At 71.0% G+C, this 24,230-nt stretch carries 19 protein-coding genes; 5 read left to right on the top strand and 14 right to left on the bottom strand.

The features are described from left to right. Window positions 1–3: 3 nt before the first annotated feature. From ACN9MM_RS36815 to ACN9MM_RS36795, 5 genes are all read left to right on the top strand, one after another. The gene (locus ACN9MM_RS36815; protein WP_426368133.1) at window positions 4–1,152 is read left to right on the top strand and encodes an ROK family protein; all 1,149 of its coding nucleotides are present in this window, start codon (window positions 4–6) and stop codon (window positions 1,150–1,152) included. Window positions 1,153–1,219: 67 nt separating this feature from the next. Continuing rightward, window positions 1,220–2,500 carry an ABC transporter substrate-binding protein gene (locus ACN9MM_RS36810; protein WP_426368131.1) on the top strand — a complete coding sequence of 427 codons (1,281 nt, stop codon included), beginning with the start codon at window positions 1,220–1,222 and terminating at the stop codon, window positions 2,498–2,500. 147 nt (window positions 2,501–2,647) lie between these two features. Continuing rightward, window positions 2,648–3,505: a carbohydrate ABC transporter permease gene (locus ACN9MM_RS36805; RefSeq protein ID WP_426368130.1), complete on the top strand. Its 858-nt coding sequence runs from the start codon at window positions 2,648–2,650 to the stop codon at window positions 3,503–3,505. Next, window positions 3,502–4,347 carry a carbohydrate ABC transporter permease gene (locus ACN9MM_RS36800; protein ID WP_426368129.1) on the top strand — a complete coding sequence of 282 codons (846 nt, stop codon included), beginning with the start codon at window positions 3,502–3,504 and terminating at the stop codon, window positions 4,345–4,347. The genes ACN9MM_RS36805 and ACN9MM_RS36800 overlap by 4 nt, the downstream gene beginning before the upstream one ends. Continuing rightward, a complete protein-coding gene (locus tag ACN9MM_RS36795) occupies window positions 4,344–5,678 on the top strand; it encodes an alpha-L-fucosidase (RefSeq protein ID WP_426368128.1) in 1,335 nt (444 codons plus the stop codon). The genes ACN9MM_RS36800 and ACN9MM_RS36795 overlap by 4 nt, the downstream gene beginning before the upstream one ends. Before the next feature lie 156 nt (window positions 5,679–5,834). On the opposite strand, the gene ACN9MM_RS36790 is transcribed toward ACN9MM_RS36795, so the two are convergent. The 14 genes from ACN9MM_RS36790 to ACN9MM_RS36725 all read right to left on the bottom strand — a co-directional run bounded on the left by ACN9MM_RS36790 (window position 5,835) and on the right by ACN9MM_RS36725 (window position 24,165). Then, on the bottom strand, window positions 5,835–7,226 hold the full coding sequence (locus ACN9MM_RS36790; RefSeq protein WP_426368127.1) for an alkaline phosphatase family protein: 1,392 nt from the start codon (window positions 7,224–7,226) through the stop codon (window positions 5,835–5,837). After that, window positions 7,223–8,437, bottom strand: a complete 1,215-nt coding sequence (gene eboE, locus ACN9MM_RS36785) for a metabolite traffic protein EboE (protein WP_426368126.1) — start codon at window positions 8,435–8,437, stop codon at window positions 7,223–7,225. The genes ACN9MM_RS36790 and eboE overlap by 4 nt, the downstream gene beginning before the upstream one ends. Continuing rightward, the gene (locus tag ACN9MM_RS36780; protein WP_426368125.1) at window positions 8,437–9,303 is read right to left on the bottom strand and encodes a TatD family hydrolase; all 867 of its coding nucleotides are present in this window, start codon (window positions 9,301–9,303) and stop codon (window positions 8,437–8,439) included. Before ACN9MM_RS36780 ends, eboE begins: the two co-directional genes overlap by 1 nt. Before the next feature lie 20 nt (window positions 9,304–9,323). Then, window positions 9,324–10,730, bottom strand: a complete 1,407-nt coding sequence (locus ACN9MM_RS36775; protein WP_426368123.1) for an EboA domain-containing protein — start codon at window positions 10,728–10,730, stop codon at window positions 9,324–9,326. After that, window positions 10,727–11,596 (bottom strand): SCO3242 family prenyltransferase, encoded by an 870-nt coding sequence (locus ACN9MM_RS36770; protein ID WP_426368122.1) that lies wholly within the window; start codon window positions 11,594–11,596, stop codon window positions 10,727–10,729. The genes ACN9MM_RS36775 and ACN9MM_RS36770 overlap by 4 nt, the downstream gene beginning before the upstream one ends. Continuing rightward, entirely contained in the window at window positions 11,593–12,849 is a 1,257-nt protein-coding gene (locus ACN9MM_RS36765; RefSeq protein ID WP_426368121.1) for an inositol-3-phosphate synthase, read from the bottom strand. The genes ACN9MM_RS36770 and ACN9MM_RS36765 overlap by 4 nt, the downstream gene beginning before the upstream one ends. After that, complete coding sequence (locus ACN9MM_RS36760; protein WP_426368120.1) at window positions 12,842–13,867, bottom strand: sugar phosphate isomerase/epimerase family protein; 1,026 nt, start codon at window positions 13,865–13,867, stop codon at window positions 12,842–12,844. The genes ACN9MM_RS36765 and ACN9MM_RS36760 overlap by 8 nt, the downstream gene beginning before the upstream one ends. Window positions 13,868–14,014: 147 nt before the next feature. Next, window positions 14,015–17,563, bottom strand: coding sequence for a ThuA domain-containing protein (locus ACN9MM_RS36755; RefSeq protein ID WP_426368118.1), 3,549 nt, complete (start codon window positions 17,561–17,563; stop codon window positions 14,015–14,017). A 57-nt stretch (window positions 17,564–17,620) separates the two neighbouring features. Beyond that, on the bottom strand, window positions 17,621–18,454 hold the full coding sequence (locus ACN9MM_RS36750; RefSeq protein WP_426368117.1) for a sugar phosphate isomerase/epimerase family protein: 834 nt from the start codon (window positions 18,452–18,454) through the stop codon (window positions 17,621–17,623). Next, complete coding sequence (locus ACN9MM_RS36745) at window positions 18,455–19,666, bottom strand: substrate-binding domain-containing protein (RefSeq protein WP_426368116.1); 1,212 nt, start codon at window positions 19,664–19,666, stop codon at window positions 18,455–18,457. Window positions 19,667–19,671: 5 nt separating this feature from the next. Continuing rightward, a complete protein-coding gene (locus tag ACN9MM_RS36740) occupies window positions 19,672–20,652 on the bottom strand; it encodes an ABC transporter permease (RefSeq protein ID WP_426368115.1) in 981 nt (326 codons plus the stop codon). Beyond that, window positions 20,649–21,647, bottom strand: a complete 999-nt coding sequence (locus ACN9MM_RS36735) for an ABC transporter permease (protein ID WP_426368114.1) — start codon at window positions 21,645–21,647, stop codon at window positions 20,649–20,651. Before ACN9MM_RS36735 ends, ACN9MM_RS36740 begins: the two co-directional genes overlap by 4 nt. Further along, the gene (locus ACN9MM_RS36730; protein WP_426368113.1) at window positions 21,644–23,080 is read right to left on the bottom strand and encodes a sugar ABC transporter ATP-binding protein; all 1,437 of its coding nucleotides are present in this window, start codon (window positions 23,078–23,080) and stop codon (window positions 21,644–21,646) included. The genes ACN9MM_RS36735 and ACN9MM_RS36730 overlap by 4 nt, the downstream gene beginning before the upstream one ends. Continuing rightward, window positions 23,074–24,165, bottom strand: coding sequence for a Gfo/Idh/MocA family protein (locus ACN9MM_RS36725; protein WP_426368111.1), 1,092 nt, complete (start codon window positions 24,163–24,165; stop codon window positions 23,074–23,076). Before ACN9MM_RS36725 ends, ACN9MM_RS36730 begins: the two co-directional genes overlap by 7 nt. Window positions 24,166–24,230: the final 65 nt, after the last annotated feature.

Here is a 24,230-nt window from a genome sequence, read left to right as displayed (position 1 = left end):
ACCATGGCTTGTGCCGCCGCGCTGCACTCGCTGGGCGAGGCGACGATCAGCGAGCTCGCGAACGTCACCGGACTGTCCCGGCCGACGGTCCGGGACCGACTGGCCGAACTCCCCCACCTCGTGGAGGTCATCTCGGGGGCCGAGCACGGGGAGTCCCCGACGCCCGTGGGCGGCCGGCCCGCCTCCCGGTTCCGGTTCCGGGGCCGGCACGGCTTCGTGATCGGCGCCGAGATCGGCAAGCACGACGAGCGGATCCTCGTCAGCGACGTCGCCGGCCGGCTCCTCCACGTGGGCCGTCATCATGACCCCGAGCCCCGATCCGGGCAGGACCGGGTCAGGGCGTTCAGGGGACGGCTGGACCGCCTGGTGGCCTCCCTGAAGGCCACCCACGGCGACTGGCTCGGTCTCGGCATCGCGCTCACCGGCGGTGTCGGGCCGGACGGGCGGATCAGCTACGCCCCGCACTATCCCGATCTCCAGGGACTGTCCCCTGCTGAGGCCGGGCTGGTCTTCGGAGACGTGCCGCTCATCGTCGAGCACGACCTGAACGCCGCCGCGATCGCCGAGCACGCCTACGGCGCCGCCCGCGGTGCCGACACCTTCGCCCTGGCTTTGGCCTGGCACGAGGTGGCGGCCGGTCTGGTCGTGGAGGGGCGGGTCCAGCGGGGCAGCCGGAACCTGGCCGGGGAGCTCAACCTGATCGACGACGGCCCGGCCGCGCCCGCGCACTGGGCCGACGTCGAATCGTTCCTGCCGGTCGTGGACGCCGCCGACCGTGGTGACCCGGCCGCGCAGGAAGAGTTGGACGCGTTCGCCGCTCGCGCCGCGCGTCACATCGCCTACCTGACCCTGTCGGTCGACCCAGAGGTGGTCGTCCTCGGCGGGCCGCTCGCCCACCGGCAAGCTCTCACCGACCGGATCGCGGCGCGTTTACACACCATGATGCGCAAGGCGTACCCGGTGAAGCTCGCGATCACCGAGAACCAGACGTTCGGCCCGGCGCTCGGCTCCCTGCAGCTCGCGCTCACGCACGCCTTCCACACCCTGCTCGGCGACCCCGCATTCCCCGCGCGGATCGACATGAGGCCTTTGAAGTCCGGAGCGTACGAGGGCGGCCGGGACGGCGTCCGTACAACCGCCGCCGTCTCGTAGCCGCGCACCCACCGGAACAATCCCGCATTTCCCCTTCCCCCTGAGCAGTACCGAGAGGAACCTCGTCATGCGCAGAATCCGGAGAATCGCCCTCATCGGAGCCGCGGCGCTCACCGTGTCGGCCGTCGTCAGCGGCTGCGCCGGGGACGACGGCACCGACGCCAGCGGCCATGTGACGGTCACCTACATGCTGCCGAGTTCCTGGGTCGGCGTCCCCGGGTTCAAGGAGAACGTGCGGGCCTGGGAGCGGAAGACCGGCCACCAGGTCACGCTCGCCCCGGTGCCGGACGCCAACTACGACGCGCTCGTGCAGGCCCGGATCGCCTCCAAGAACGGCGTCGACATCTTCGCCGGCCAGGACACCGCCAAGGACAAGGCCGCGATCATGCAGCCGGCCACCGGCCCGTGGGTGCAGCGGCTCAACCCGGACGTTCGCAAGGCGATCACTTCCCCCGACGGAAAGATCTGGGGCACGCCCAGTGCCGACGGTCTCAACGCCACCGGCGTCCTCTACAACAAGGACGTCTTCGCCAAGGCCGGCATCACCGCCCCGCCCACCACCCTCGCCGAATTCCGGGCCGACCTGGAGAAGGTGAAGAAGTCCGGCGTCACGCCGCTCCACCTGGCCGGCAAGGACGGCTGGACGCTGCTCCAGCACCGCAGCTCGGTCAACGCGAGCTTCATCGGCGCGGACAAGGACCTGGTCGCCAAGCTCGACGGCAACAAGGCGAAGTGGGCCGACACGCCGGGCTTCGACCAGGAGTACCAGGCGCTGTCCGACTGGGTGAACGGCGGGCTGACCAACGACGACGCCCTCACATCGACATACGAGGCCTCCACCGCCGCCCTCGCGAAGGGCAGGGCCGGCGCGATCATCAACGGCAGCTGGGCGCTCGGGGAGATCGCCAAGTCGAACGCGGACGCGCACATCGGCTTCTTCCTGCTCCCTGCGGCGGACGGCCACAGCACCCTCGGCCTGCAGAAGCCCAACATGCTCAAGGTCGCGAAGTTCTCCAAGGTCGCCCCGCAGGCCCAGGACTTCCTGAACTTCATGATCGCGCAGCCGCAGGCGCAGTCCTTCCTGGACGCCAACCCCGGGGTGTCCGCGTTCACCGACGTCAAGGCCGCCAAGCCCTCCGGCGGCGTCGCCGATCTGCAGAAGCTCGTCGACCAGGGCGGGTCCGTGCTGCCCTTCGACCAGCAGTCGGTGATCCCGCAGCCGCAGGACGACATCATCGCCGCCTACCAGGAGCTGATCGGCAAGCGCGCTGATGTCGCCGAGTTCGGCGACCGCGTCCAGAAGGCGTGGCAGAGCGCGGGCGCCAAGTCCGGCGCCGCCGGGTTCTGACCCGGCCCGAGATCGGAGACACCCAGTATGAGCCTCGCCGCCACCAGACACCGAGAAGCGTCGCCCGGATCGGGACGGAAGCAGGGACGCGGAGTACAAAGGGGAGAGGGAGCACGCAGGAGCTCGGGGCGCGCCGACGGTTCCGGTGTGGTCCGCACCTACCGGTACGCGTTCCTCGTCCCCGCTGTCGCCGTCTTCACCGTCTTCTTCCTTCTGCCTGCCTTCTTCGGCATGTACCTCTCGCTCACCGACGCTTCCACCTTCGTCCCGGACACACGCTTCATCGGTCTGGACAACTACCGTCTGATGGCCGGCGACAGCTCAGTGCTGTGGAACGCCACCTGGAACCAGTTCGCCTACGCCGCCTGCGTGACCGTCGGCAAGACGGTCCTGGGAGTGGCGATCGCCTTCCTTCTCGACCGCACCTTCCGCGGGGCCAAGTTCCTGCGGGTCGTCGTCTACCTGCCGATCATGTTCTCCACGATCGTGGTCGGCCTGCTCTTCGGCTACATCCTCAAGGCCGACGGCCCGCTCAACATCCTGCTGAAGCCCTTCGGGCTCGCGCAGGACTGGTTCGGCAGCTTCGACCTGGCGCTCTACAGCGTCACCGCCGTCGACACCTGGATGGGCGTCGGCTGGACGGTCGTCCTCGTCCTTGCGGCCCTTCAGGCGGTCCCGACGGAACTGATCGAGAGCGCCCACCTCGACGGCGCCGGCCCCTGGCAGGTGGCCCGGCACATCAAGATCCCGTACATCCGGCACGCCATCAATCTGGCCGGGCTGCTCACCTTCATCACCGGAATGAAGGCGTTCGACATGATCTACGCGACCACGGGCGGCGGCCCCGGTACGGCGACCGAGGTGCTCACCTCGTACGTCTACAAACAGCTCAACACCGGTGCCCTCGGTTACGCCGCCGCCGTCAACGTCTTCCAGTTCCTCATGATCACCGCCGTCGCCCTGGTGATCAACCGTTTCGTCCGCAGGATGGAGGCGACGGCATGACCCGCCGACCGGCCCGGCCCCGCGCCCGAAGGCTCCTCGCCTCCTCGGCCACGTACACCCTGGCGGCCCTGGTCGCCCTGGTCTTCCTCGCTCCGCTGTACCTGGTGCTGATCACCAGCGTGAAGGGAACCGCGGAGTCGGGGACGATGAGCTTCGCGCTCCCCGCCAGCTGGCACTTCGACAACTACCTCACGGTCATCACCACCGGCGACTCGCTCCAAGCCCTCAGCAACAGCGTCCTGATCGCGGTCGGTGTCACGGGCGGCACGGTCCTGGTGTGCTCGATGGCGGCGTTCGTGATCGCGCGCCGCCCGGGCCGGGTCACCGGCGGCGTCTACAGCTATCTGCTGACCGGGCTCGTCGCACCGTTCGCGTTCATCCCGGCGATCCGGCTCCTGCAGCAGATCGGTCTGGGCGGCTCGTACCTCGGCCTCATCCTGACGGACATCGCCGTGCAGATCCCCTTCATCACGCTGACCTACGTCGGGTTCATCCGGCAGCTGCCCCGCGAGATCGACGAGGCCGCGCTGCTGGACGGCGCGGGATCCCTGCGGCTGTTCTTCACTGTCATCTTCCCGCTATTGCGACCGGTCAGCTTCACCGCCCTGGTCCTGGTCTTCACCTATGCCTGGAACGAGTTTCAGAACGTGCTCTTCTTGATCCCCGACGCCGACCGGTGGACCCTTCCCATGACGGTGTTCACCTTCCAGACCACCCACAGCTTCGACTACGGGCTGGTGTGCGCCAACCTCGTCCTGACCATGCTTCCGGTGGTCGCCGTGTACCTCGCGGCCCAGAAGTACATCGTCAGCGGGATGGTCGCGGGAGCGGTGAAGGCATGAGCGAGGACCGTTTCGCACGCTCGGCATGGTTCCGGCACGACCGCTTCGGGATGTTCATCCACTGGGGGCCGTACGCCGTCCCCGCCCGCGGTGAATGGCTCCGCTCCCACGAACGCGTCCCGCTCGCCGACTACCAGTTCGCCGTCGACGGCTTCGGCGCCGAGGACTTCGACCCGCACACCTGGGCCGAACTCGCCGCCGAGGCCGGCCAGAAGTACGCGGTTCTCACGGCCAAGCACCACGACGGTTTCTGCCTGTTCGACACCGCGCTCACCGACTACGGCAGCATGCACAACGGCATCGGCCGGGATCTGGTCGCCGAGTTCCTGGAGGCTTTCCGCGCCCGCGGCATCAAGGTCGGCCTCTACTTCTCGCTGCTCGACTGGCGCCATCCCGACTACCCGCACCACGGCGACTGGGCGCACCCCGAGCGCGACAACCCCGCCTTCGCCTCCCACCAGCCCGACCTGGAGTCCTACCGGGCGTTCCTGCACGGCCAGGTGAGGGAGCTGTGCACCAACTACGGCAAGCTCGACATCCTGTGGTTCGACTTCTCCTACGAGGGGATGGGCCCCGAGCAGTGGGGGGCCGCCGACCTCGTGGCGATGGTCCGCGAGCTCCAGCCGGACGTCATCATGGACAACCGTCTGGAGACCAGCGGTGAGGGCATGGGCTCCATCGTGACCGACGATCCCACCTCGTACTGCGGGGACTTCGTCTCCCCGGAGCAGGTGATCCCGGTGGAGGGCTTCCACACCCCGGACGGCACCCCGGTGCCATGGGAAGCGTGCGTCACCCTCAACAACAACTGGGGGTACGCCGCCGCCGACGACCTGTGGAAGTCGCCGGAGCAGGTCATCACGAAGCTCGTGGAGTGCGTCGCGAAGGGCGGGAACCTGCTGCTCAACGTCGGCCCCGACGCGCGCGGCACCATCCAGCCCGAGGCCGCCGAACGACTGCGGCGGATCGGCCACTGGCTGGAGGCCAACGGCGAGTCCGTCTACGGGGCGGGGCCTGCCGGCTTCGGTTCGCCCGAGTGGGGCTACTACACCCGCTCCGGTTCGACCGTGTACGCCCACGTCCTGCGGGCCCCGATCGGTCCGCTGCCGCTGACCGGTGTGCCGAAGGACGCGATCGAGCGCATCAGCCTGGTCGCCGACGACCGGGAGCTGAAGCTCTGCGAGGAGTGGGTCGTGGCCTCGTATCCCGACATCCCCTTCGTGCAGTTCGGCGAGGTCGGCCACTTCACGTATCCGCTGCCCGATCCGGTCGACACCGTCGTGAGGATCGAGCTGAGAGACGGCGCCACACCCGCGGAAGGCACCTCGTGAAGCTGCGATGACCCGGGAGGGCGAACGTGTGGAGACGCAGGCCGTGATGACGGCCTGCGTCTCCACACGTTCGCCCTCCCGATTCCGAACCCGCCCGCGGGCGGGTGTGCCGGGTTCGCTGCTCGCCTTTCACGACGAGCCTGTCCGAGAACGCACTCAGCTCGCGTCGCGAGACCCGCCCGGGATGCCGGCGAGGCAGGCGAGGAGCAGTTCCTTGACCTCGGTGGCCCGGTAGCGCTCGCGGGCGGGTTCCGGTGCGGAGCAGAGCAGTACGGGCGCATCGGCGGCGTCGTCGGGGAGGCGGCCGTGGCTGCCGCGCACGCAGGAGGGGTCGGTCGGGACCACCGACATGGTGCCGCGGATGCCGAGTTTCAGCTTGGCCAGGGAGACCGCGGCCCGCGCCATCACCAGGGGATCGGCGGGGTCGAAGAACAGCTCGGCGGGGTCGTAGCCGGGCTTGCGGTGGATCTCCACGCCCCGGGCGAAGTCCGGGGCGTGCGCGTCGTCCAGCCAGTAGTAGTACGTGAACCAGCTGTCGGCTGCGGCGACCGCGACCAGCTCGCCCGAGCGGGTGTGGTCGAGGCCGTGCTCGGCCTGGGCCTCGCGGTCCAGGACCTCCTCCACGCCGTCGAGCTCCCGGATCACCTCCCGGACGCGCGGCACGTCCGCCGGGTCGGTCACGTAGACGTGGGCGATCTGGTGGTCGGCGACGGCGAAGGCGCGCGATGTCCACGGGTCCAGGTACTCCATGCCCTGCTGACGGTGGACGTTCAGGAGGCCTGCCCGGCGCAGGGCACGGTTGATGTCGACGGGGCGACTGACCTCGGTGATGCCGTACTCGGAGAGCGCGACGATCGTGGCTCCCCGGGCGAGCGTCTCGGTGAGCAGAGGGGCCAGGGCCGCGTCGAGCTCGCGGGCGGCCTCGCGAGCCTGGGGAGACTCCGGGCCGTGGCGCTGGAGGTCGTAGTCGAGGTGAGGGACGTAGACGAGGGTCAGGTCCGGGTTGTGCCGGTCGAGGACGCGGCGGGTGGCGTCGATGATCCAGCGCGAGGACGTGAGGCCCGCCTTGGGTCCCCAGTAGTGGAAGAGGGGGAAGGTACCCAGTTCCGCGGTGAGTTCGTCGCGCAGTTCGGGCGGGCGGGTGTAGCAGTCGGGGGACTTGCGGCCGTCGTAGTGGTAGACGGGGCGGGGGGTGACCGTGATGTCGACGTCCGCGCCCATCGCGTACCACCAGCAGATGTTCGCCACGGTGAGGCCGGGGCGCGTGCGGCGCGCGGTCTGCCAGACCTTCTCGCCGCCGACGAGCCGGTTGTGCTGACGCCAGAAGGCCACTTCGCCCATGTCGCGGTCGTACCAGCCGTTGCCGACGATGCCGTGCCCGGTGGGCGGTTCGCCGGTCAGGAAGGTCGACTGGACCGAGCAGGTGACCGCCGGGAGGACCGTGTCCAGCTGCGCGGTGAAGCCGGTGTCGGCGACGGCGCGGAGGTGGGGCATGTGGGCGAGTACGCGCGGGGTGAGTCCGACGACATCGAGGACGACGACGCTCATGACGAGCTCCTGATCGGGTTCGGGTTCGGGAAGTCGGACTCCGTCGGCGTGGCCGGGTCGGTGAGGCCGAGCGCCAGGAGTTCCCGGCGGGTCCAGTCGAGTTCGGCCGCGATGCCCGCCGCCAGCTCCTTGTCGTCGCGCGGCGGCTCGGGGAGCACGGACCAGGTGTAGGTCTCCACTTCGAGGTGCGTGGTGCGCGGCCGGTCGGGCGTGAGCAGGGCGGCCAGGGTGTCCCTGAGCACCGGCCGGGTGCTGGCCAGGGGCGGCGTGAGATCGGCGTGCACCGGGATGTGGAAGTGGGAGCGCCACGGCGCGTCGTCGCTGAGAGCCGCCGGACCGGTCAGCGCCTCGGGCAGGTCGTCGACGCCTGGGGCCGGAGTACCCGCCCGGCGGGTCTGGTGGAGGAACCGGGGCTCGTCGAAGGCGCCGAGGGCCCGCCGTACCTCGGGGTCGGCGGGGGTCTCCGCGTGCAGGGCGCAGGAGACCTGGGCCTTGACCACCTCGATGCCTGCCCGGGCAAGGCGTGCCAGCGCCGTCCCGGGGTCCTCGAAGGCGACGGCGAGGTGGCAGATGTCCAGGCACACGCCGAAGTGTCCCGGGTCCAGGCCCTGGAGGTGCTGGACGGCCTGCGCGGTCGTTTCGACGACGCACCCCGGTTCCGGTTCGAAGGCGATCCTGATCGTGCGGCCCGTCCTGCGGCGGAGCTCGACGAGCTCGCGGCCGAGTGCGTCCACGTGCCGTAGGGCACTGTCCTGGTGTTCCCAGGTCCAGCCGGTGCGCCAGCCTAGCGGGAGCGTGGAGACACTGCCGGTGGTGACGTCATCGGGCAGCAGTACGGCCAGGACCCGCGCGAGGTTCGCCGTGTGCTCCAGGCGTGCCCGCTCCGACCAGTCGGGACGGTAGACCGCGTGCTTGACCACCGGCTGGTGGAAGCCCTGGTACGGGAAGCCGTTGAGGGTGACGACCTCCAGGCCGCGCCGGGTGAGCTCGGCACGCAGCCGGAGCGCCGCGTCCGGGTCGGCCGCCAGGTCGGCGGCGACGCGGTGGGCGAGCCAGAGGCCGATGCCGAGCCGGTCCGCGCCCAGGTGGTCCCGTACGGCGACGGCGTAGGTGTCGAGCTGGGCGAGGATCCCGTACAGGTCTTCGGCCGGGTGCACGTTGGTGCAGTAGGCAAGGTGGACGAGATCGCCGCCGCGATGCCGCAGGCGCATCAGCTGCCGCCCCTGCGCACGGAGTTGCCGGCGAAGTCCGTGGAGTCCGACGGGCGGGCCTCGGCGCCCTCGGCTTCGAGGACGAGGCGGCCGCTCTGGGCGTAGAAGGCCACCGGGTTGTGCCAGAGGACCTGTTCGACGTCCGCCTCGGTGAAGCCTGCCGAGCGCATCGCGGAGGCGGTGGCCGCCGTGCGCAGCGGGTCGCTGTGGCCCCAGTCGGCCGCGGAGTTGACGAGCATCCGGGAGGTTCCGTACTCCTGGAGGATGCGGACCATCCGGTCGGGGTCCATCTTGGTGTCGGGGTAGATGGAGAAGCCCATCCAGCAGCCGGAGTCGGCGACGAGGGGCACGGTCACCTCGTTGAGGTGGTCGATCAGGACCCTGCCGGGGTCGATGCCGGAGGACCGTACGAGCTCGAGCGTGCGGGAGGTGCCGACGGCCTTGTCGCGGTGCGGGGTGTGCACGAGGGCCGGGAGCCCGTGTGCGTCGGCGAGGGCGAGCTGAATGGTGAAGGCGTGCTCCTCGGCGTCGGTCATCGAGTCGAAGCCGATCTCGCCGACGGCGACGACGTTGTCCTTGAGCAGGTAGCGGGGCAGGTCGTCGAGGACGGGTGCGCAGCGGGGGTCGTTGGCCTCCTTGGGGTTCAGTGCCAGGGCGCAGAAGTGGCGGATGCCGTACTGGGCGGCGCGGTAGGGCTCCCAGCCGAGCAAGGAGTCGAAGTAGTCGCGGAAGCTGGCCGCCGAGGTGCGCGGCTGGCCGAGCCAGAAGGCGGGCTCCACGACGGCCCTTACGCCGGCCGCGTGCATCGCCCGGTAGTCGTCGGTGGTGCGGGAGCTCATGTGGATGTGCGGGTCGAAGATGCGCATGGCTTCTCCTCTCGGACGGGTCAGGCGTGGGCCGGCAGGGTGTCGGGGGCGGGCGGCGGGTCGAGGCGTTCGTTCACGTCGTCGGGTACGGCCCGTCCCGCGGCGGTGCGCTCCGCGGCGAAGGCCGCCAGCATGCGGGTGAGCTCGGGGCTGCTGCGCCGGTCGAGGCCGGCCACGGCGTCGAGGGGGACGCCGAGGAAGACGCACTTGAGGACAGCCTGGCGCCACTGGCTCTGGCCCAGGTGGCGGGCGGCGTACGGTCCGACGGCGGCCGTGACGAGCCGGGCGTCGTTGGTGCGCAGGGCGTCCTCGATCAGGGGCGTGGCGTGCGGACCCAGGTGTCCGGCCGCGTCGAGGAGCGGGAGGGCGCGGAGCACGGCGAGCCGTTCGGCGGCGTCCCCTGACTCGTACAACTCCGTCAGGATCACGGCCAGTTCACCCTCGCGTGCGGGGAGGGTCTGGAGCAGCTGGGCGCGGGTCACGTCGCCGGGGACCGGTGCACCGCCGCGCGCGGCGACCGGGAACAGGCTGGTGATCGCGGCGGGGTCGGAGCGGAGCTGGTCGAGTGCTTTGCTCGTCCAGGGCGGGGTGGAGGCGGCGCGCAGCGCGTTCAGGGAGCGCAGGGCGGTCTGGGGGCCGCTGTGGCTGTGGCGGGGCAGTTCGACGCCGACGATGCCTCGGTATCCGGTCTCGGACAGCGCTTCCAGGACGGCCGGGAAGTCCACGTCCCCCTCGCCGAATTCGAGGTGGTCGTGCACGCCCCGCCGCATGTCCTCGATCTGGACGTTGACCAGCCAGGGCGCGGCCCGCCGGACGCATTGGGCCGGGGTCTCCTCCTCCAGGCACTGGCAGTGCCCGATGTCCAGGGTGAGGCCGAAGGTCTCCGGGTCACCGAGGGTGCGCCGCAGGCGCTCGTACCCGGCCAGGTCGGAGACGAGCATGCCGGGTTCGGGTTCGAAGCCGAGGCGTACGCCGGCCTCGCGGGCGATCTCCACGAGGGTGGCACAGCCGTCGGCGAGCAGGTCCCAGGCCTGGTCGTGCGAGGTGCCGGGGCCGAGGACGCCGCTCCACAGGGAGACCGCGTCGGCCTCCAGTTCGGCGGCGATCCGCACGGCCCGGGTGACGAAGTCGAGGCGGTGTGCGCGGCGGCCGGGGTCGGGGTCGAGGAGGGTGGGGGCGTGTTTGTGCCAGGGGTCGAGGAGGTAGCGGGCCCCCGTCTCCACCACGACGCCGAGGCCGAGGGCGGAGAGCTTTCGGCGCGTGTGCGCCGACCGCTGGGACAGGTCGGGCGCGTACGGGTCGAGGTGGGCGTGGTCCAGGGTGAGCGCGACTCCCGAGTAGCCCAGTCCGGCGACGACCTCCAGGGCCTCGTCGAGGCGGTGGTTGGCCAGGCCGTTGGTGCCGTAGCCGAAGCGCAGCGCGGTCATGTCGGGGAGACCTTCCGGGAGAGACGGCGGGCGAGGGGGTAGGCCGCCAGCAGCGGCAGGACGGTTCGGGGGTAGGCGGTGCGTGCGGTCAGTGCCGCCTGGAGCGGGACGAGGGCGTGGATGCCGGCGGCGACGACGCGCTGGAGCCGGGCGGCGTCCGGGCGGGCGACCGCCTGGAGCTGGGCGGGGAGGCAGGCGGCGAGGTAGCCGCCGAGTAGCGCGGTGGTGGCGGCACGGCGGGCGCCGCCCGTGTCAGCGGCGGTGGAGGCGGCCGTGGTGAGGCCCAGGGCCACGGAGGTGGCGAGCGCGGCCGCCGGGAGCGACGCGGTGGCGCCCTCGATCTCCTTCCGGCTCACGGTGGTGAGGGCGTATGTATGACCGGCGACGGTCAGGGCGGCCGGGAGCGCTCGGCGCCACGCGTCTGCGCCGGCGCCCATGAGGACGTCGAGGCCGCGCGCGGCGGCCATGGCGGCGGGACCGTACGGGGTGTTCTTGAGGCGCAGGTCGTACGCCCAGACGGTGGCGGCGAGCGGCACGGCGGCGCCAAGGGCGCGCCGGCCCCCGGCCGCCGCGGCGAGGGCGAGCCCGGCTCCGGTGAGCGCGGTGGCGACGGCGAGCGCGGTACGGGGAGCGACCCTGCCGGAGGGGATGGGGCGCCCGGGACGTTCCTTGGCGTCCACCTCCCGGTCGGCGTAGTCGTTGAGGGCCATGCCCGACCAGTAGAGGCAGACGGAGGCCGCGGCGAGGCCTGCCGTGTTCGCCCGGAGGGGCCGGCCCGCCGCGGCGGCGCCGGCGAGGACGTCACCGGGGACGGTGAGCGCGGCCGGGGCTCTGACGAGTTCGAGGAGGTCGCGCGGGTCGGTCATCGGGCGCCCTCCGCGTACCAGGCGCTCAGCCGCTCGAACTGGGTGACGAGCCGGTGGTCGGGGACGGTCCCCTCCGGGCCGACGGGGTCCTTGAAGAAGAATCCGAGCTGTTCCTGCGGTCCGGCGGCGCCGGTCTGCCGGGCGCGGGCGAGGAACCGGACCAGGTCGAGGACGAGGGGTGCGGCCAGTGCCGAGTCCCAGCCGTCCCAGGTGAACTGGAGCGTCATGGAGGCGCCGAGGAACCCTTCGAAGGCGATGTGGTCCCAGGCCGTCTTCCGCTCCCCCATGCTGGGGACGTAGTCGATGTGGGTGAGCCCTTCGACGCCGGTGCCCAGCAGGGCGGCGAGCCCGCCGCGCTTGGAGGCGTTCTTGCTGGCGGCGGCTTCCGGGTCGGCCAGGGTGGCTCCGTCGCCGCCGCCCAGCAGGTTCGTGCCGGACCAGGACCGCACGCGCAGGGCCCGGTGGGCGAACAGGGGCGCGAGGGCCGTGCGAACGAGGGTCTCGCCGGTCTTCGCGTCGCTTCCTGCGTAGGGCAGGCCGAGGTCCTCGGCGAGGCGGCGGAGGGCCGGGATCCGCATGCCCGGTGACGGGGTGAAGCCGATGTGGGCGCAGTCGGCGCGCAGGGCGGCGTAGGCGTACAGGGAGCTGGGAGGCAGGACGTCGGCGCTGGTGGCGAGGGCCTGTTCCAGGGCTTCCGGGTCCTCGTGGGCGGGATGGGGTACGGCCGGGGGCTCGGTGGAGGAGACGTCGACGACGACGACGTCGCTCAGCCGGTGGCGGCGGCGGAAGGCGACCAGGTCCTCGACGAGCGCGGCGGCGGTCAGCGCCTGGGGCGGTCCGCCGGCCTCGTTCCGTACGCCCGGCCGGATCTCGGCGTCGGCGGCGTGAAGGGCCTCGGCGACGGGCCCGAGCAGTGCCGCCGAGAACGCCCCGGCCTCCGCGAGCTGCTCGGCACGCTTCGGCAGCGGGGTCTCGGTGACGTCGTGCCCGCCGAAGACGAGGCGGTCCAGGGCGGGCAGCCCGCTGCCGGCGAACTCCGGCAGCTGGGCGACCATGCCGGTCGGGGGGACGAGACCGGCGGAGACGGCGGCGGCGCCGACGGTGGCCGTGGTCGCCACGGAGCCGCGGGCCCCGACCAGCCAGACGCCGATCCGTCCGGGGTCCTGCGCGGTGCCCTGCGGAGCGTCGAGCACGGCGTCCTGTGCGGCTTCGCGGGCGGTGTCCCGCGTGGTGCGGCGTGCGGTGTCACTCATGGTCGGCTCCTGAGGCGGAGGTGTCGAACGCGGCGTCGAAGGAGACGGGCGGGGGGCTGATGCGGGACAGGTGACGCAGGAACGTCACGGCCTCTGCGGCGCCGGTCAGGCGGTCCATGCCCGCGTCCTCCCATTCGACGGAGAGGGGGCCGGTGTAGCCGACGGTGTTCAGCGCGCGGAGGCACTCCTCCCACGGAACGTCTCCGTGGCCGGTGGAGACGAAGTCCCAGGCCCGGCGCGGGTCGCCCCAGGGAAGGTGCGAGGAGAGCCGGCCCCGGCGGCCGTCGCGGGCGCGGATCTTCGTGTCCTTGCAGTCCACGTGGTAGATGCGGTCGGCGAAGTCGAGGATGAAGCCGGCCGGGTCGATGTCCTGCCACATCATGTGGGACGGGTCCCAGTTGAGCCCGAAGGAGGAGCGGTGGCCGATCGCGTCCAGGGTGCGCCGGGTGGTCCAGTGGTCGTAGGCGATCTCGCTCGGGTGGACTTCCAGGGCGAACCGGACGCCGTGCTTTTCGAAGACGTCGAGGATCGGGTGCCAGCGGTCGGCGAAGTCGCGGTATCCGGCGTCGATCGTGTCGGCGGGGACCGGCGGGAACATGGCGACCGTGTGCCAGACCGACGATCCGGTGAAGCCGACGACCGTGTCGACGCCGAGCAGGGCCGCGGCCCTGGCCGTGTCCGCCATCTCGCGGGCCGCGTTCCGGCGTACCCGCTCCGGATCGTCGTCCCAGAGCCGGGCGGGCAGGATGGACCGGTGGCGGGCGTCGATCGGGTGGTCGCAGACGGCCTGGCCGACGAGGTGGTTGGACACGGCCCAGACACCCAGGCCGTACTGGTCGAGGACCGCGCGCTTCTTCGGTACGTACTCCGGGTCGGCGAGGGCGCGGTCGACTTCGAAGTGGTCGCCCCAGCAGGCGATTTCGAGGCCGTCGTAGCCCCACTCGGCGGCGAGCCGGCACACCTCCTCGAACGGGAGGTCGGCCCATTGCCCGGTGAAGAGGGTGATCGGACGTGTCATCGGGGTTTCACTCCTCGTGCGCGTGCGGGGTGGTGAGAGTCAGCGGGGGTGCCGCCGGGGGCCCGGCGCCCGCTGGATGTGCGGGCGCCGGGCCGGGGGCGGATCAGGTCCCGTCGGATCGGGTCAGGTCGGTCCGACGGGACGCGATCAGCCGGTCTTGGTGAACTTCCACTGCTGGTTGGTGCCGCCGTTGCAGGTCCACTGGATCAGCTGGACGTCGTCGTCGGTGGACTGCCCGGGGACGTCCAGGCACTTGCCGCCGGAGAACGACACGACCCGGTAGACGCCGGTGCCCGCCGCCTCCAGCTTCCAGCGCTGGTTGTCACCGGTGCCGCACGCCCACTGCCGGGCGAGCGCGCCGTCCTGCGTCACCTGGTCACCGGGCACCTCCAGGCACTTGGCGCTGAGGCCCGAGACCAGCCGGAACGTGCCGCCGCCGGCGTCCGTGAGCTTCCACTGCTGGTTGGTGCCGCCGTTGGCCGTGTACTGGATGACCGCCGCGCCGTCCTCGGTGGAGGCCGACCGCACGTCGACGAGCTTGCCGCTGGACACGCTCGTGAGGGTGTACGTGCTTCCGTTCTCCGGGCCCGGCGGGTCCGTCGGCGGGGCGTCGCCCCGGCGCAGGAAGGTGAGCGAGTCCAGGTCGAAGGGGCTCGCCCCGGGGGCCTTGAACACCGCGTAGACGGTGTGGGTGCCCCGCGGGTCGGTGACCTTCACGGGCGTGAGGTGCTTGTAGTTGTCCCAGCCTCCGGTGCTCGGGACGGGCGTGGAGGCGATGAGCCTGCCCGTCGGCGAGTCGGCGCGCAGTTCGATGGAGCCGCCGGTGGCCGACGGGGACGACACCCGGAAGCTCACCTTCTCGATGCCGGCCATGTTCATCGGGGTGAAGGCGATCCAGTCGCCGTCGGAGACGTCACCGACGCGCTTGCCGCCCTCGGCTCCGCCCTGCTCGACGATCCGGACCCCGGACTTGGCCGTGGCGTACTCGGCCTGCTTGTGCCGGGGCTGCAGGGTGATGCCGGTGGTGCCCTTCAGGCCGCCCGCGTCGGTGTAGTCGGCGGAGAGGACGAAGAAGGTGTTGGCGTCGGCGTCGTGACCGGAGGCGCTGGTCTGGATCGTTCCGGAGCACCCGGTGAACTGGCCGGTGTCGTGGCTGTGGCTGTCGTGTCCGAGCGCCGCGGTCACGACGACCTTGGAGCAGTCGATCCTGCGGTCCTCGGGGTCGGTCACGCTCACCTGGTAGGCAATGCTGTCACCGAGCTGGATGAAGCTGCCGTTGGGCGGTTTGGTGAAGGTGACCTTGGGGCGGGTGTTGCCCACGGTCACGGGGACGTTGGCGGTGGCGGTCTTGCCGCCCGCGTCACGGACCGTCAGCCGGGCGGTGTACTGCCCGTTGGCGGTGTAGGTGTGCGTGGGGTGCTCCTCGGTTGAGGTGGCTCCGTCGCCGAAGTCCCAGGCGTACGTGAGGGCGTCGCCGTCGGGGTCGCTGGAGCCCGCCGGGGAGAAGGTGACGGGGAGCGGGGCCTGTCCGGAGTCCGGCGTCGCGGACGCCTTGGCCAGCGGGGACCGGTTGCCGGCGACGTAGTCGATGCGGTAGATGCCGTCGTCGGTGTTGGAGTGGCCGAAGCCGTTGCCCCACTCGGCTATGTACATGGCACCGTCGGGGCCGAACTTCATGTCGATGGCGGCGTGCGGGTCGATCTGGGCGACCAGCGGGTTGATCTTCAGCAACTGACCGTCGGAGTCCAGGCGGAACTCCTTGAAGTAGTTGCGGCTCCACTCGTAGAAGAACGGCGTCTTGTCGTAGTACGCGGGGAACTTGCGCTCCGAGGTGCTCGCCGGGTCATAGTGGTAGAACGGGCCGCCCATCGGGGCGCCGCCGCCGCTGCCGAGCTCGGGGAACCGGGTCGAGGCGTGGTAGTCGTACCAGACGGTGGCCGCCTTGGCGGCGGGCAGGTCGGTGAGACCGGTGTTGTTGGGCGAGTCGTTCTTCGGCGCGGAGCAGTCGAATTTCGCGCCCGAGGTGTTGGTGGTGAAGTCGTAGTCGTTGAAAGGGGTGTTGTTGCCCGTGCAGTACGGCCAGCCGTAGAAGCCGGGCTCCTTGATCAGGTTCCATTCGACCGTGCCCTCGGGGCCGCGGTCGGGGTTGGCGGCGCCGGCGTCGGGGCCGTAGTCGCCGAGCGATATCCAGCCGGTCTCCGGGTCGACCGCGAAACGGAACGGGTTGCGGAAGCCCATCGCGTAGATCTCGGGCCGGGTCTTGGCCGTGCCCGCCGCGAAGAGGTTGCCCTGCGGGACGGTGTACGTGCCGTCGGCCTCGGGGTGGATGCGCAGGATCTTGCCGCGCAGGTCGTTGGTGTTGGAGGAGGTCCGCTGGGCGTCGTAGTGCTCCCGGCCCTCCCGCTCGTCGATCGGGGCGTATCCGTCGGAGGCGAAGGGGTTGGTGTCGTCGCCGGGACCGATGTACAGGTTGCCGCCGGGGCCGAAGTCGAGGTAGCCGCCGGTGTGGCCGGGCTCGTCCACCTCGCGGAAGGCCGGAACCTCGATGAGCGTCTTCTCGCTGGCCATGTCCAGCGTGTCGTCGGCCTTGACGGTGAAGCGGGAGACCCGGTTGACCTCGGCCGTACCGGTGGGCGAGTAGTTGAGGTAGATCCAGTGGTTGGTGACGAAGTCCGGGTCGAGTGCCAGGCCGATCCCGCCGTCCTCACCGCCGTCGTAGACGTCCAGGACGCCGGCGGTGTGCGTCTCCGAGACGCCGTCGTGCTCGTGGATGACGTGGACGGAGCCGGAGCGGGAGATGTAGAAGACCTTGCCGTCGTCGGCGACGTCCAGGGCCATGGGCTGGTCGGGCGCGCTGTCGAGGGCCACCTTCTGGTAGCGGTCGGTCACCGTGCCGCCGCAGTCGCCGGCCGCGGCGCCCGCGGCCCACTTCAGGCCGCCGAGCAGGTGCTGCCGGAACAGCGGCTCGGAGTACGAGGAGGTCTGGTGGCCCATCGCGGTGGCCCACACCTTGCCGCCCTCGGCGACCTGGCACCAGGAGATGGGGTGGTCGGCGCCCATCTTGGCGCCGCCCGCGTCGTAGGTGGTCTCGTCGGCGGTGACGAGGACGTGCACGTCGCCACGCGCGTTCTTGTCGAAGTTGTACCACTCCTCGGCACGCACCCAGCGGTCCGGCAGTCCGGCGGTGGACGGGTGCACCTTGTCGGCGACCTTGGCGGTGCCCTGGACGATGGCGGAGTGCGCGGTCATGTGCGCTCCCCCCATGACGACCTGGTCCCACCAGGGGAACTCCGCCTCGATGTTCATGTCGGTGGCGTTGTGGACGGCGACGACACCGCGTCCGCTGCGCACGTAGTTCTGCATGCCCTGGCGCTCGACGTCGTTGTCCCAGACCATGCCGGAGGTCTGGAACATGATGACGGCGTCGTAGGTGTTCAGCCCGGCCGAGGCGAAGACGGCGGAGTCCTCGCTCTGGTCGAGCTGGAAGCCGTTGTCGACGGCGAGCTGCTGGAACATCGCCACGCCGGCCGAGATGGAGTCATGGCGATAGGCGCCGGCGGCGGTCTTGGTGAACAACAGCACCTTGAACGCCGGCTCGGCGACGGCCCGCGGCGCGGCGTCGGCCTGCTGGACGGGGAGTTGGAGGAACAGAAGGGCGAGGAGCGTCATGGCGACGGCCGAGAGGGCACGCCTCATGCGTGAGGATTGCACTGCTTGGTCTCCCTGAGACGGAGGGTCGGCTGGGGTCAGTGCTCAGAGGGTCCGCAGGAATGCCAGTCCGTCGGTGGCGAGGGCATCCTGGGAGGCGGCCAGGGGCCGCCAGATGGAGGCGGCCGTGGCGATGGCCGCGTTGTCCGGGGTGAAGGACTCGATGACGAGCGGGCCTTCGTAGCCGGTCTCGTCGACCGCGGCGGCGAAGCCGGACCAGTCGAAGTGGTCGGCGCCGGGGGCACCGCGGTCGGTCCCGCACACCTGGAGGTGGGCGATCCTGGAACCGGCGTCCCGGACGGCCTGGATCGGGCTCCTTTCCTCGATGTTGAGGTGGTAGGTGTCGAGGGCCAGCCCGCAGTGTTCGGGCAGCGCCTCCAGGGCCTGGTCGACGGTGTTGATCAGGCTGGTCTCGTAGCGGTTGAGCGGTTCGACGCCGATCCGCACACCTCGTTCGGCTGCGTGGTCCACGACGGGCGTGAGGTTCTCCCGCAGCTCCGCGTAGACGGAGGCGCGTTCGCCGGCGTCGAGCTTCCAGGTGCGGCCGACCGACGCGTACGCCGGTCCGCTGACGGCGGGGGCGCCCAGGATGACGGCGACGTCCACGCAGTGCCGCAGGTAGTCCTGGGTCTCGCGGATCGTCTCGGCGGAGGCGGCGACCAGTTCGCGGCCCGGCGGCATGACGAGGACGACCGAGGCGGCGAGACCGAGGCGTGCCAGGAGTTCGGCGGCGCGGTCGGGGTCCCAGTCGCCCGGGCGCTCGACGGGAAGTTCGATCACGTCGAACCCCCAGTCGGCGATGCGGGGGGCGAGCTTCTCCAGGACGGTGTCGGTGAGCGGCGAGGCCCACACCCAGGTGTTGACGCCGAGGGGCCGCATCTACTTGCCGCCCCACTTCTGCGGGTATCCGGGCATGGCCTCGCAGCCGCAGAGCGCGTAGTGCAGGGGCGGCATGCCGGGCTTGAGGTAGTCACCGAGGCTTTCCTGCGTGACCTTGGGCTGCGGCAGGTTCCAGACCTTGGGCACGCTCTCGCTCTTGAGGATCTTGAGGGCGGCGATGACCGGGGTGCGCCACTGGTACGTGGGGTAGGTGGGGGCGACGGCGGTCAGACCGGCGTCCTTCCACTTCTGGAGGAAGTCCTGCTGGTCCTCGCCGTTGATCGGCGGGACGGGCACGCCCGCGTCCTCGAAGGCCTCGACGGCGGCGACGGATGTGGCGCCGGCGTCCATCCAGACACCGTCGATCTTTCCGAAGCGCTGGATGTAGTCACTGACGACGGCCTTGGTCTTGGCGGCGTCGCCGTCGGTGAACTCTACTCCGACGACGTCCAGTTCACTCTTGTCGAACGCGATCTTCGCGGCCGACCAGCGGGTCTCCAGGACGTCGACGCCGGGCAGGATGCGCAGGGCGAGGACCTTGCCGCCCGGCTTCACCTCGTCGATGAGGAACTCGGCGGCGTCGGCGCCGAACGCGTACCCGCCGATCGGCTTGATGAAGGTGACCGGGCAGTCCGTCTGGACTCCGCGGTCGAAGACGATGACCGGCACCTTCGGGCAGGCGCCCTTGACGGCGGGGGTGAGCGTGGCGGTGGTGTTGGGCGAGACGATCAGCGCGTCACAGCCCTTGGCGGAGAGCTCGGCGATGTCGGAGATCTGCTTGTCGTCCTTGCCTTCGGCGTCCAGGACGGTGAACTCGGCGATCTCCTTGTGCAGGGCGACCTCGGCCTGCATGGTCTTCCAGCCGACCTGCCGCCAGGGGTTGTTCGTGGCCGCGTTGGAGAAGCACAGGTGGTACTTCCCGGTCTTCTTGTACGCGGCCGTGTCGACCGGCTGCGGGTCGATGGCCTGCTCCCACGGCTTGTCGGCCGGCCCGGTCGGCTGCTTGGCGCGCATCGCGAGCTGGGCGTCGTAGTCGGCCTGGACGAAGAACGTCGACTGGTCGCCGGTCTTCTTCTTGCCGTCCCCCGAGCCCTGGGAGGTGGCGCCGCCGGAAGCCGCGGGTCCTTCGGGCAGGTCGCTGGAACAGGCCGTGAGCGGAAGCAGGGTGGCGAGCACGGCACCGGCGAGCGCGCGTCTGGGGGTGAGTGACATGGAGATCAGCCCTTCGCGTGGGTGGGGTCGGGGGTGGTGTGGGTGGTGGCGTTCGTGGCGCGGGCGCGGGCCGCCCATGCGGGGAGGTTCAGAGCGCCCAGGGCGATGGCGGCGATGAGGATGACGCCCTGGACCGCGGATTCGAGGGCGCCCGAGATGCCGTACAGGTTGAGCAGGGTGAACAGGGCTTCGAGGGTGAAGGCTCCGGCGATGGCGGCCACCACCGAGCCGCGGCCACCGCCGAGGACGACGCCGCCGAGGACGACCGCGGTGATGGCCTGGAACTCCAGGCCCTGGCCGACCTGGGCGGAGACTCCGGCGAACCCGCCGAGGAGGATCGCGCAGACCGCGGCCGACGTTCCGGAGAGCACGAACGCGATCGTCTTGGTGAGGGGCACCCGTACGCCGGAGAGCGCGGCGGCGCCCGGGTTGTCGCCGGTGGCGACGAGGGTGCGTCCGAAGTCGGCGCGCATCAGGAGCACGACGGCGGCCACGACGGCCAGGAGGATCAGGACGGACCACGGTACGGGGCCGAGGTCACCGCGCCCGAAGGTGCGGAACTGTTCGGTGAGCGCGCCGCGCGGGGCGCCGCCCGTCCACAGGAACACGGCGCCGGCCAGGATCAGCATCATGCCGAGTGTGGCGATGAAGGAGGGGACCCGCAGGAGCGTGGTCACCGCCCCGTTGACCAGTCCGACCAGCGCGCCGAGGACGAGCAGCAGGGCGATGACGGGCCAGGTGGCGCCGGGATCGCCGTCGATCAGCCGCGCCGCGATCACGACTTCGGCGGTGACGAGCGAGCCGACCGACAGGTCGAACTCTCCGGAGACGATGACGAAGTACTGGCCGGCGGCGAGGATCGCCAGCGGCGCGGCCCGCTTCACGAAGGCGAGGAAGCCGGGGAGTTCGAGGAAGTACGGGTTGGCGACGGCGATCGCGACGAGCAGGACGGCGAGGACTCCGAAGATGGGCAGGGTGCGTCTCATCGGGCGAGCCTCCGGCGGGCGTAGATCGCCAGGGCGGCGACGAGGACGAGCCCGCGGACCACGTCCTTGGCGAACGAGTTGATTTCGAGCTGGTTGAAGACGCTGTCGAGGACGGCCAGGAGGAGCACGCCTCCGGCGGTGCCGGCCACGCCTCCCCGGCCCCCCGCGAGGGCGGTGCCGCCGAGGACGACCGCGGCGATGGACTCCAGGTCGTAGCCTCCGTCGCTGCCGACGGTCGGCGCGCCGGCGCCGAGCCGTGCGGCGAGCAGGAGACCGGCCATGCCGGCGCACAGCGCGCAGAGCACATGGGCGGCGACGACGACCCGGTCCGTCCGCACTCCGGAGAGGCGGGCGACCTCGGGATCGCCTCCGACGGCGTAGATCCGGTAGCCGAGGGTGGTGCGGCGGAGGAGGAACCAGGCGGCGAACGCGATGGCCGCCCAGAGCAGGGCTGATACGGGGACGGGGCCGACGCGGTCGTACCCGAGGTGCTGGAAGGACTCGGGCACGCTGCCCGCGGGGCCGTCGTACCGCTGGTCGAGTACGCCCTTGATGATCAGTGAGATGCCCAGGGTCGCGATGAACGCGTGCACCTTGAGACGGGTGATCACCAGTCCGTTCACCAGGCCGACGAGGGCGCTGACGGCCAGAACGGCACCGATCGCGGGGAGGACCCCGTAGCCGGCCATGGTCTCGGCCGCGACCAGGGAGACCAGGCTGATGAGGAACGCGACCGAGAGGTCCAGGGAGCCGGCGAGGATCACGAGCGTCTGGCCCACGGCGACGATGCCCAGCGCGGCCGAGCGCTGGAGGATGCCGACGGTGTTCGCCTGGCTGAAGAACTGGCCGCCGTCGGTGAGGAAGAGGACCCAGGCGAGGACCGTCAGCGCCACGAGCGCCAGGTAGACGGGGCGGGCCGGGCTGTCGGCGCCGAGGTCGCGCAGACCGCGCAGCGCCGAGGTCTTGGGCAGGGGGGTGTGCAGTTCCTGGGTCATGACCCGGCCGCCAGTTCCATCACGGCTTCCTCCGTCGCGCCTGCGGGCAGTTGGCCGGCGATCCGGCCGTCCCGCAGGACGAGGATCCGGTCGCTCATGCCGATGAGTTCGGGGAGTTCGGAGGAGACCATCAGGACGGCCATGCCGCCATCGGCGAGTTCTCGTACGAGCTCGTGGATGGCCGCCTTGGCGCCGACGTCGACGCCTCGGGTCGGCTCGTCGAAGAGCAGCACCCTCGGGGCGACGGTCAGCCACTTGGCCAGGACGACCTTCTGCTGGTTGCCGCCGGAGAGGTAGCGGACCTCCTGCTCGGGGCGGGGCGGGGCGAGCCGCACCCGTTCGAGCAGTTGGAGTACGGCTCCGCCGGCGCGGCCCTTGCGGGCCCTCGCCACGAGCAGCGCGTTGTCGCGGACCGACTGGTGCAGGGCGAGCCCTTCGGACTTGCGGTCCTCGGTGACCAGGCCGATGCCGGCGGCGATGCCGTCCCGTACCGACCGGGGTCTTCGCGGGGTCATCTCGCCCCGGGTGAAGGGTTCCGCGCCGAAGAGCGCCTTGACCAGTTCGGTGCGGCCGGCGCCCTGGAGTCCGGCCACTCCGATGATCTCCCCGGCGCGCAGCTCCAGGTCGATGCCGTCGAGCCGGTCGTTGCCGCCGCCGCGGACCGAGAGCAGGACGTCTCCCGGCGGCCGCTGGGCGCGGGGCGGGTAGTAGTCGGTGAGCTCGCGGCCGACCATCAGCCGGACCAGGTCGGCGGTGGTGATCCGGTCGATGGGTTCGGTGGCGACCTTGGCGCCGTCCTTGAGGACGGTGACCCGGTCGGCGAGGTCGAAGATCTCGCGCAGCCGGTGGGAGATGTAGAGGACGGCGATGCCGCGCTCGCGCAACTGGCGGACCAGGCGGTAGAGCAGTTCCACCTCGTGTTCCGCGAGGGCGGCGGTGGGCTCGTCCATGACGACGATCCGGGCGTCGACCGAGAGCGCCTTGACGATCTCCACGACCTGCTGCTGGGCGACGGAGAGCCGGCGGACGAGATCGCGGGGGCCGAAGGAGTCCTCGCCGAGCGAGGCGAGGAGCTCGGCGGTGGTGCGTTCCATCGTCTGCCGGTCGACGAGGCCGCGGCGGACGGGTTCGCGGCCGAGGAAGACGTTCTCGGCGACGGTCCGCTCGGGCAGCAGCGTCAGTTCCTGGTAGATGATCGAGACGCCGGCCCGCTGGGCGTCCAGCGGGTGCCCGAAGGCCAGGGCGCGGCCGTCGATCTCGATCGTGCCCTCGTCGGGGGTGTGCACCCCGGCGAGGATCTTCATGAGGGTGGACTTGCCGGCGCCGTTCTCCCCGATGAGGGCGTGCACCTCGCCGGCCGCCACCTCCAGGTCGACCCCGGAGAGCACCCGGGCGCCGGGGAAGCTCTTGCCGATGCCGGTCATCCTCAGCACGAGACCCACCCGCCGGTCCGTGCGGAGTCGAGGATCGCGTCGGTGACGACGGCGGCCCGGGCGCCATGGGCGAACGTGGGCAGTCCGTCGCGGTGCTCTCCCCGCACCGCGGCGTAGGTGTCGGCGACGAAGGCGTCGAAGCAGTCGTGGAAGCCCTGCGGGTGCCCCGCCGGAAGCGGCGAGTAGGGCCGGGCCGCCTCGGAGAGGGTCAGCGGGTCCCGGACGAGGGCCCGGGAGTCCGTGCGGCCGCCGAGCCACAGCTGGTCGGGGTGCTCCTGGTCGAAGGCGAGGCTGCCGGTGGTCCCGGAGATCTCCAGGAACAGGCGGTTCTTGCGTCCGGGGGCGACCTGGCTGATCGTCATCGCGCCGAGGGCCCCGGACGCGGTGGTGAACTGGACGGTGGCGATGTCCTCGGTGCGTACGGTCCCCCGGCCTGCCCGCTCCGGAACGACTACGGCGGTCTGGGCGCTGACCTTGGTGATCCGGTCGCCGGTGATGAACTCGGCCAGGTCGCACCAGTGCGAGCCGATGTCGCCGACCGCCCGGCCGGGACCGCCGAGTGCCGGATCGACGCGCCAGTTGTCGTCGGTCGACTCCAGGAGCCAGTCCTGGAGGTAACTGCCCTGGACGAGGCTGACCTTGCCGATCTCGGCGAGCCTGGCGCGGGCCTCCCGGACCATCGCGTGGAAGCGGTAGGCGAAGGGGACGGTGGCGACGAGCCCGGTCTGGGCAGCGCGTTCGGCCATGAGCGCCGCGGTCGACGCGTCGGTGGCGAGCGGCTTCTCGCAGATGACGGCGAGCCCGGCGTCGAGCGCCTTCAGGGCCAGAGGCGCGTGGAGGTGGTTGGGGGTGCAGATGTGGACGACGTCGATGCGGCCGGAGCCGATGAGTTCTTCGGCCGATTCGAAGGCGAGCTCCGCCCCGAGGAGCCTGCCACCCTCGAGCGCTGCCTCGGCGCTCGCGGCGGCGACTCCGACGAGCCGGGCACCGGCCTTGGCCACGGCCCGGGCATGTACCCCACCGATAAAGCCAGTTCCGACGATACCCACCCTGAGTTTCGCCAACTCTCGTCTTATTTCAAGCATGTTGCGGATCGTAGGAACGACTTATGACGACGGTCAAGCAAAAGCGCGAAGTTCGATACTATTAA

The organism is Streptomyces sp. E-08 (genome assembly GCF_049913095.1).
Lineage (GTDB): Bacteria > Actinomycetota > Actinomycetes > Streptomycetales > Streptomycetaceae > Streptomyces.
This window is presented reverse-complemented; position numbering and strand designations above follow the sequence as displayed.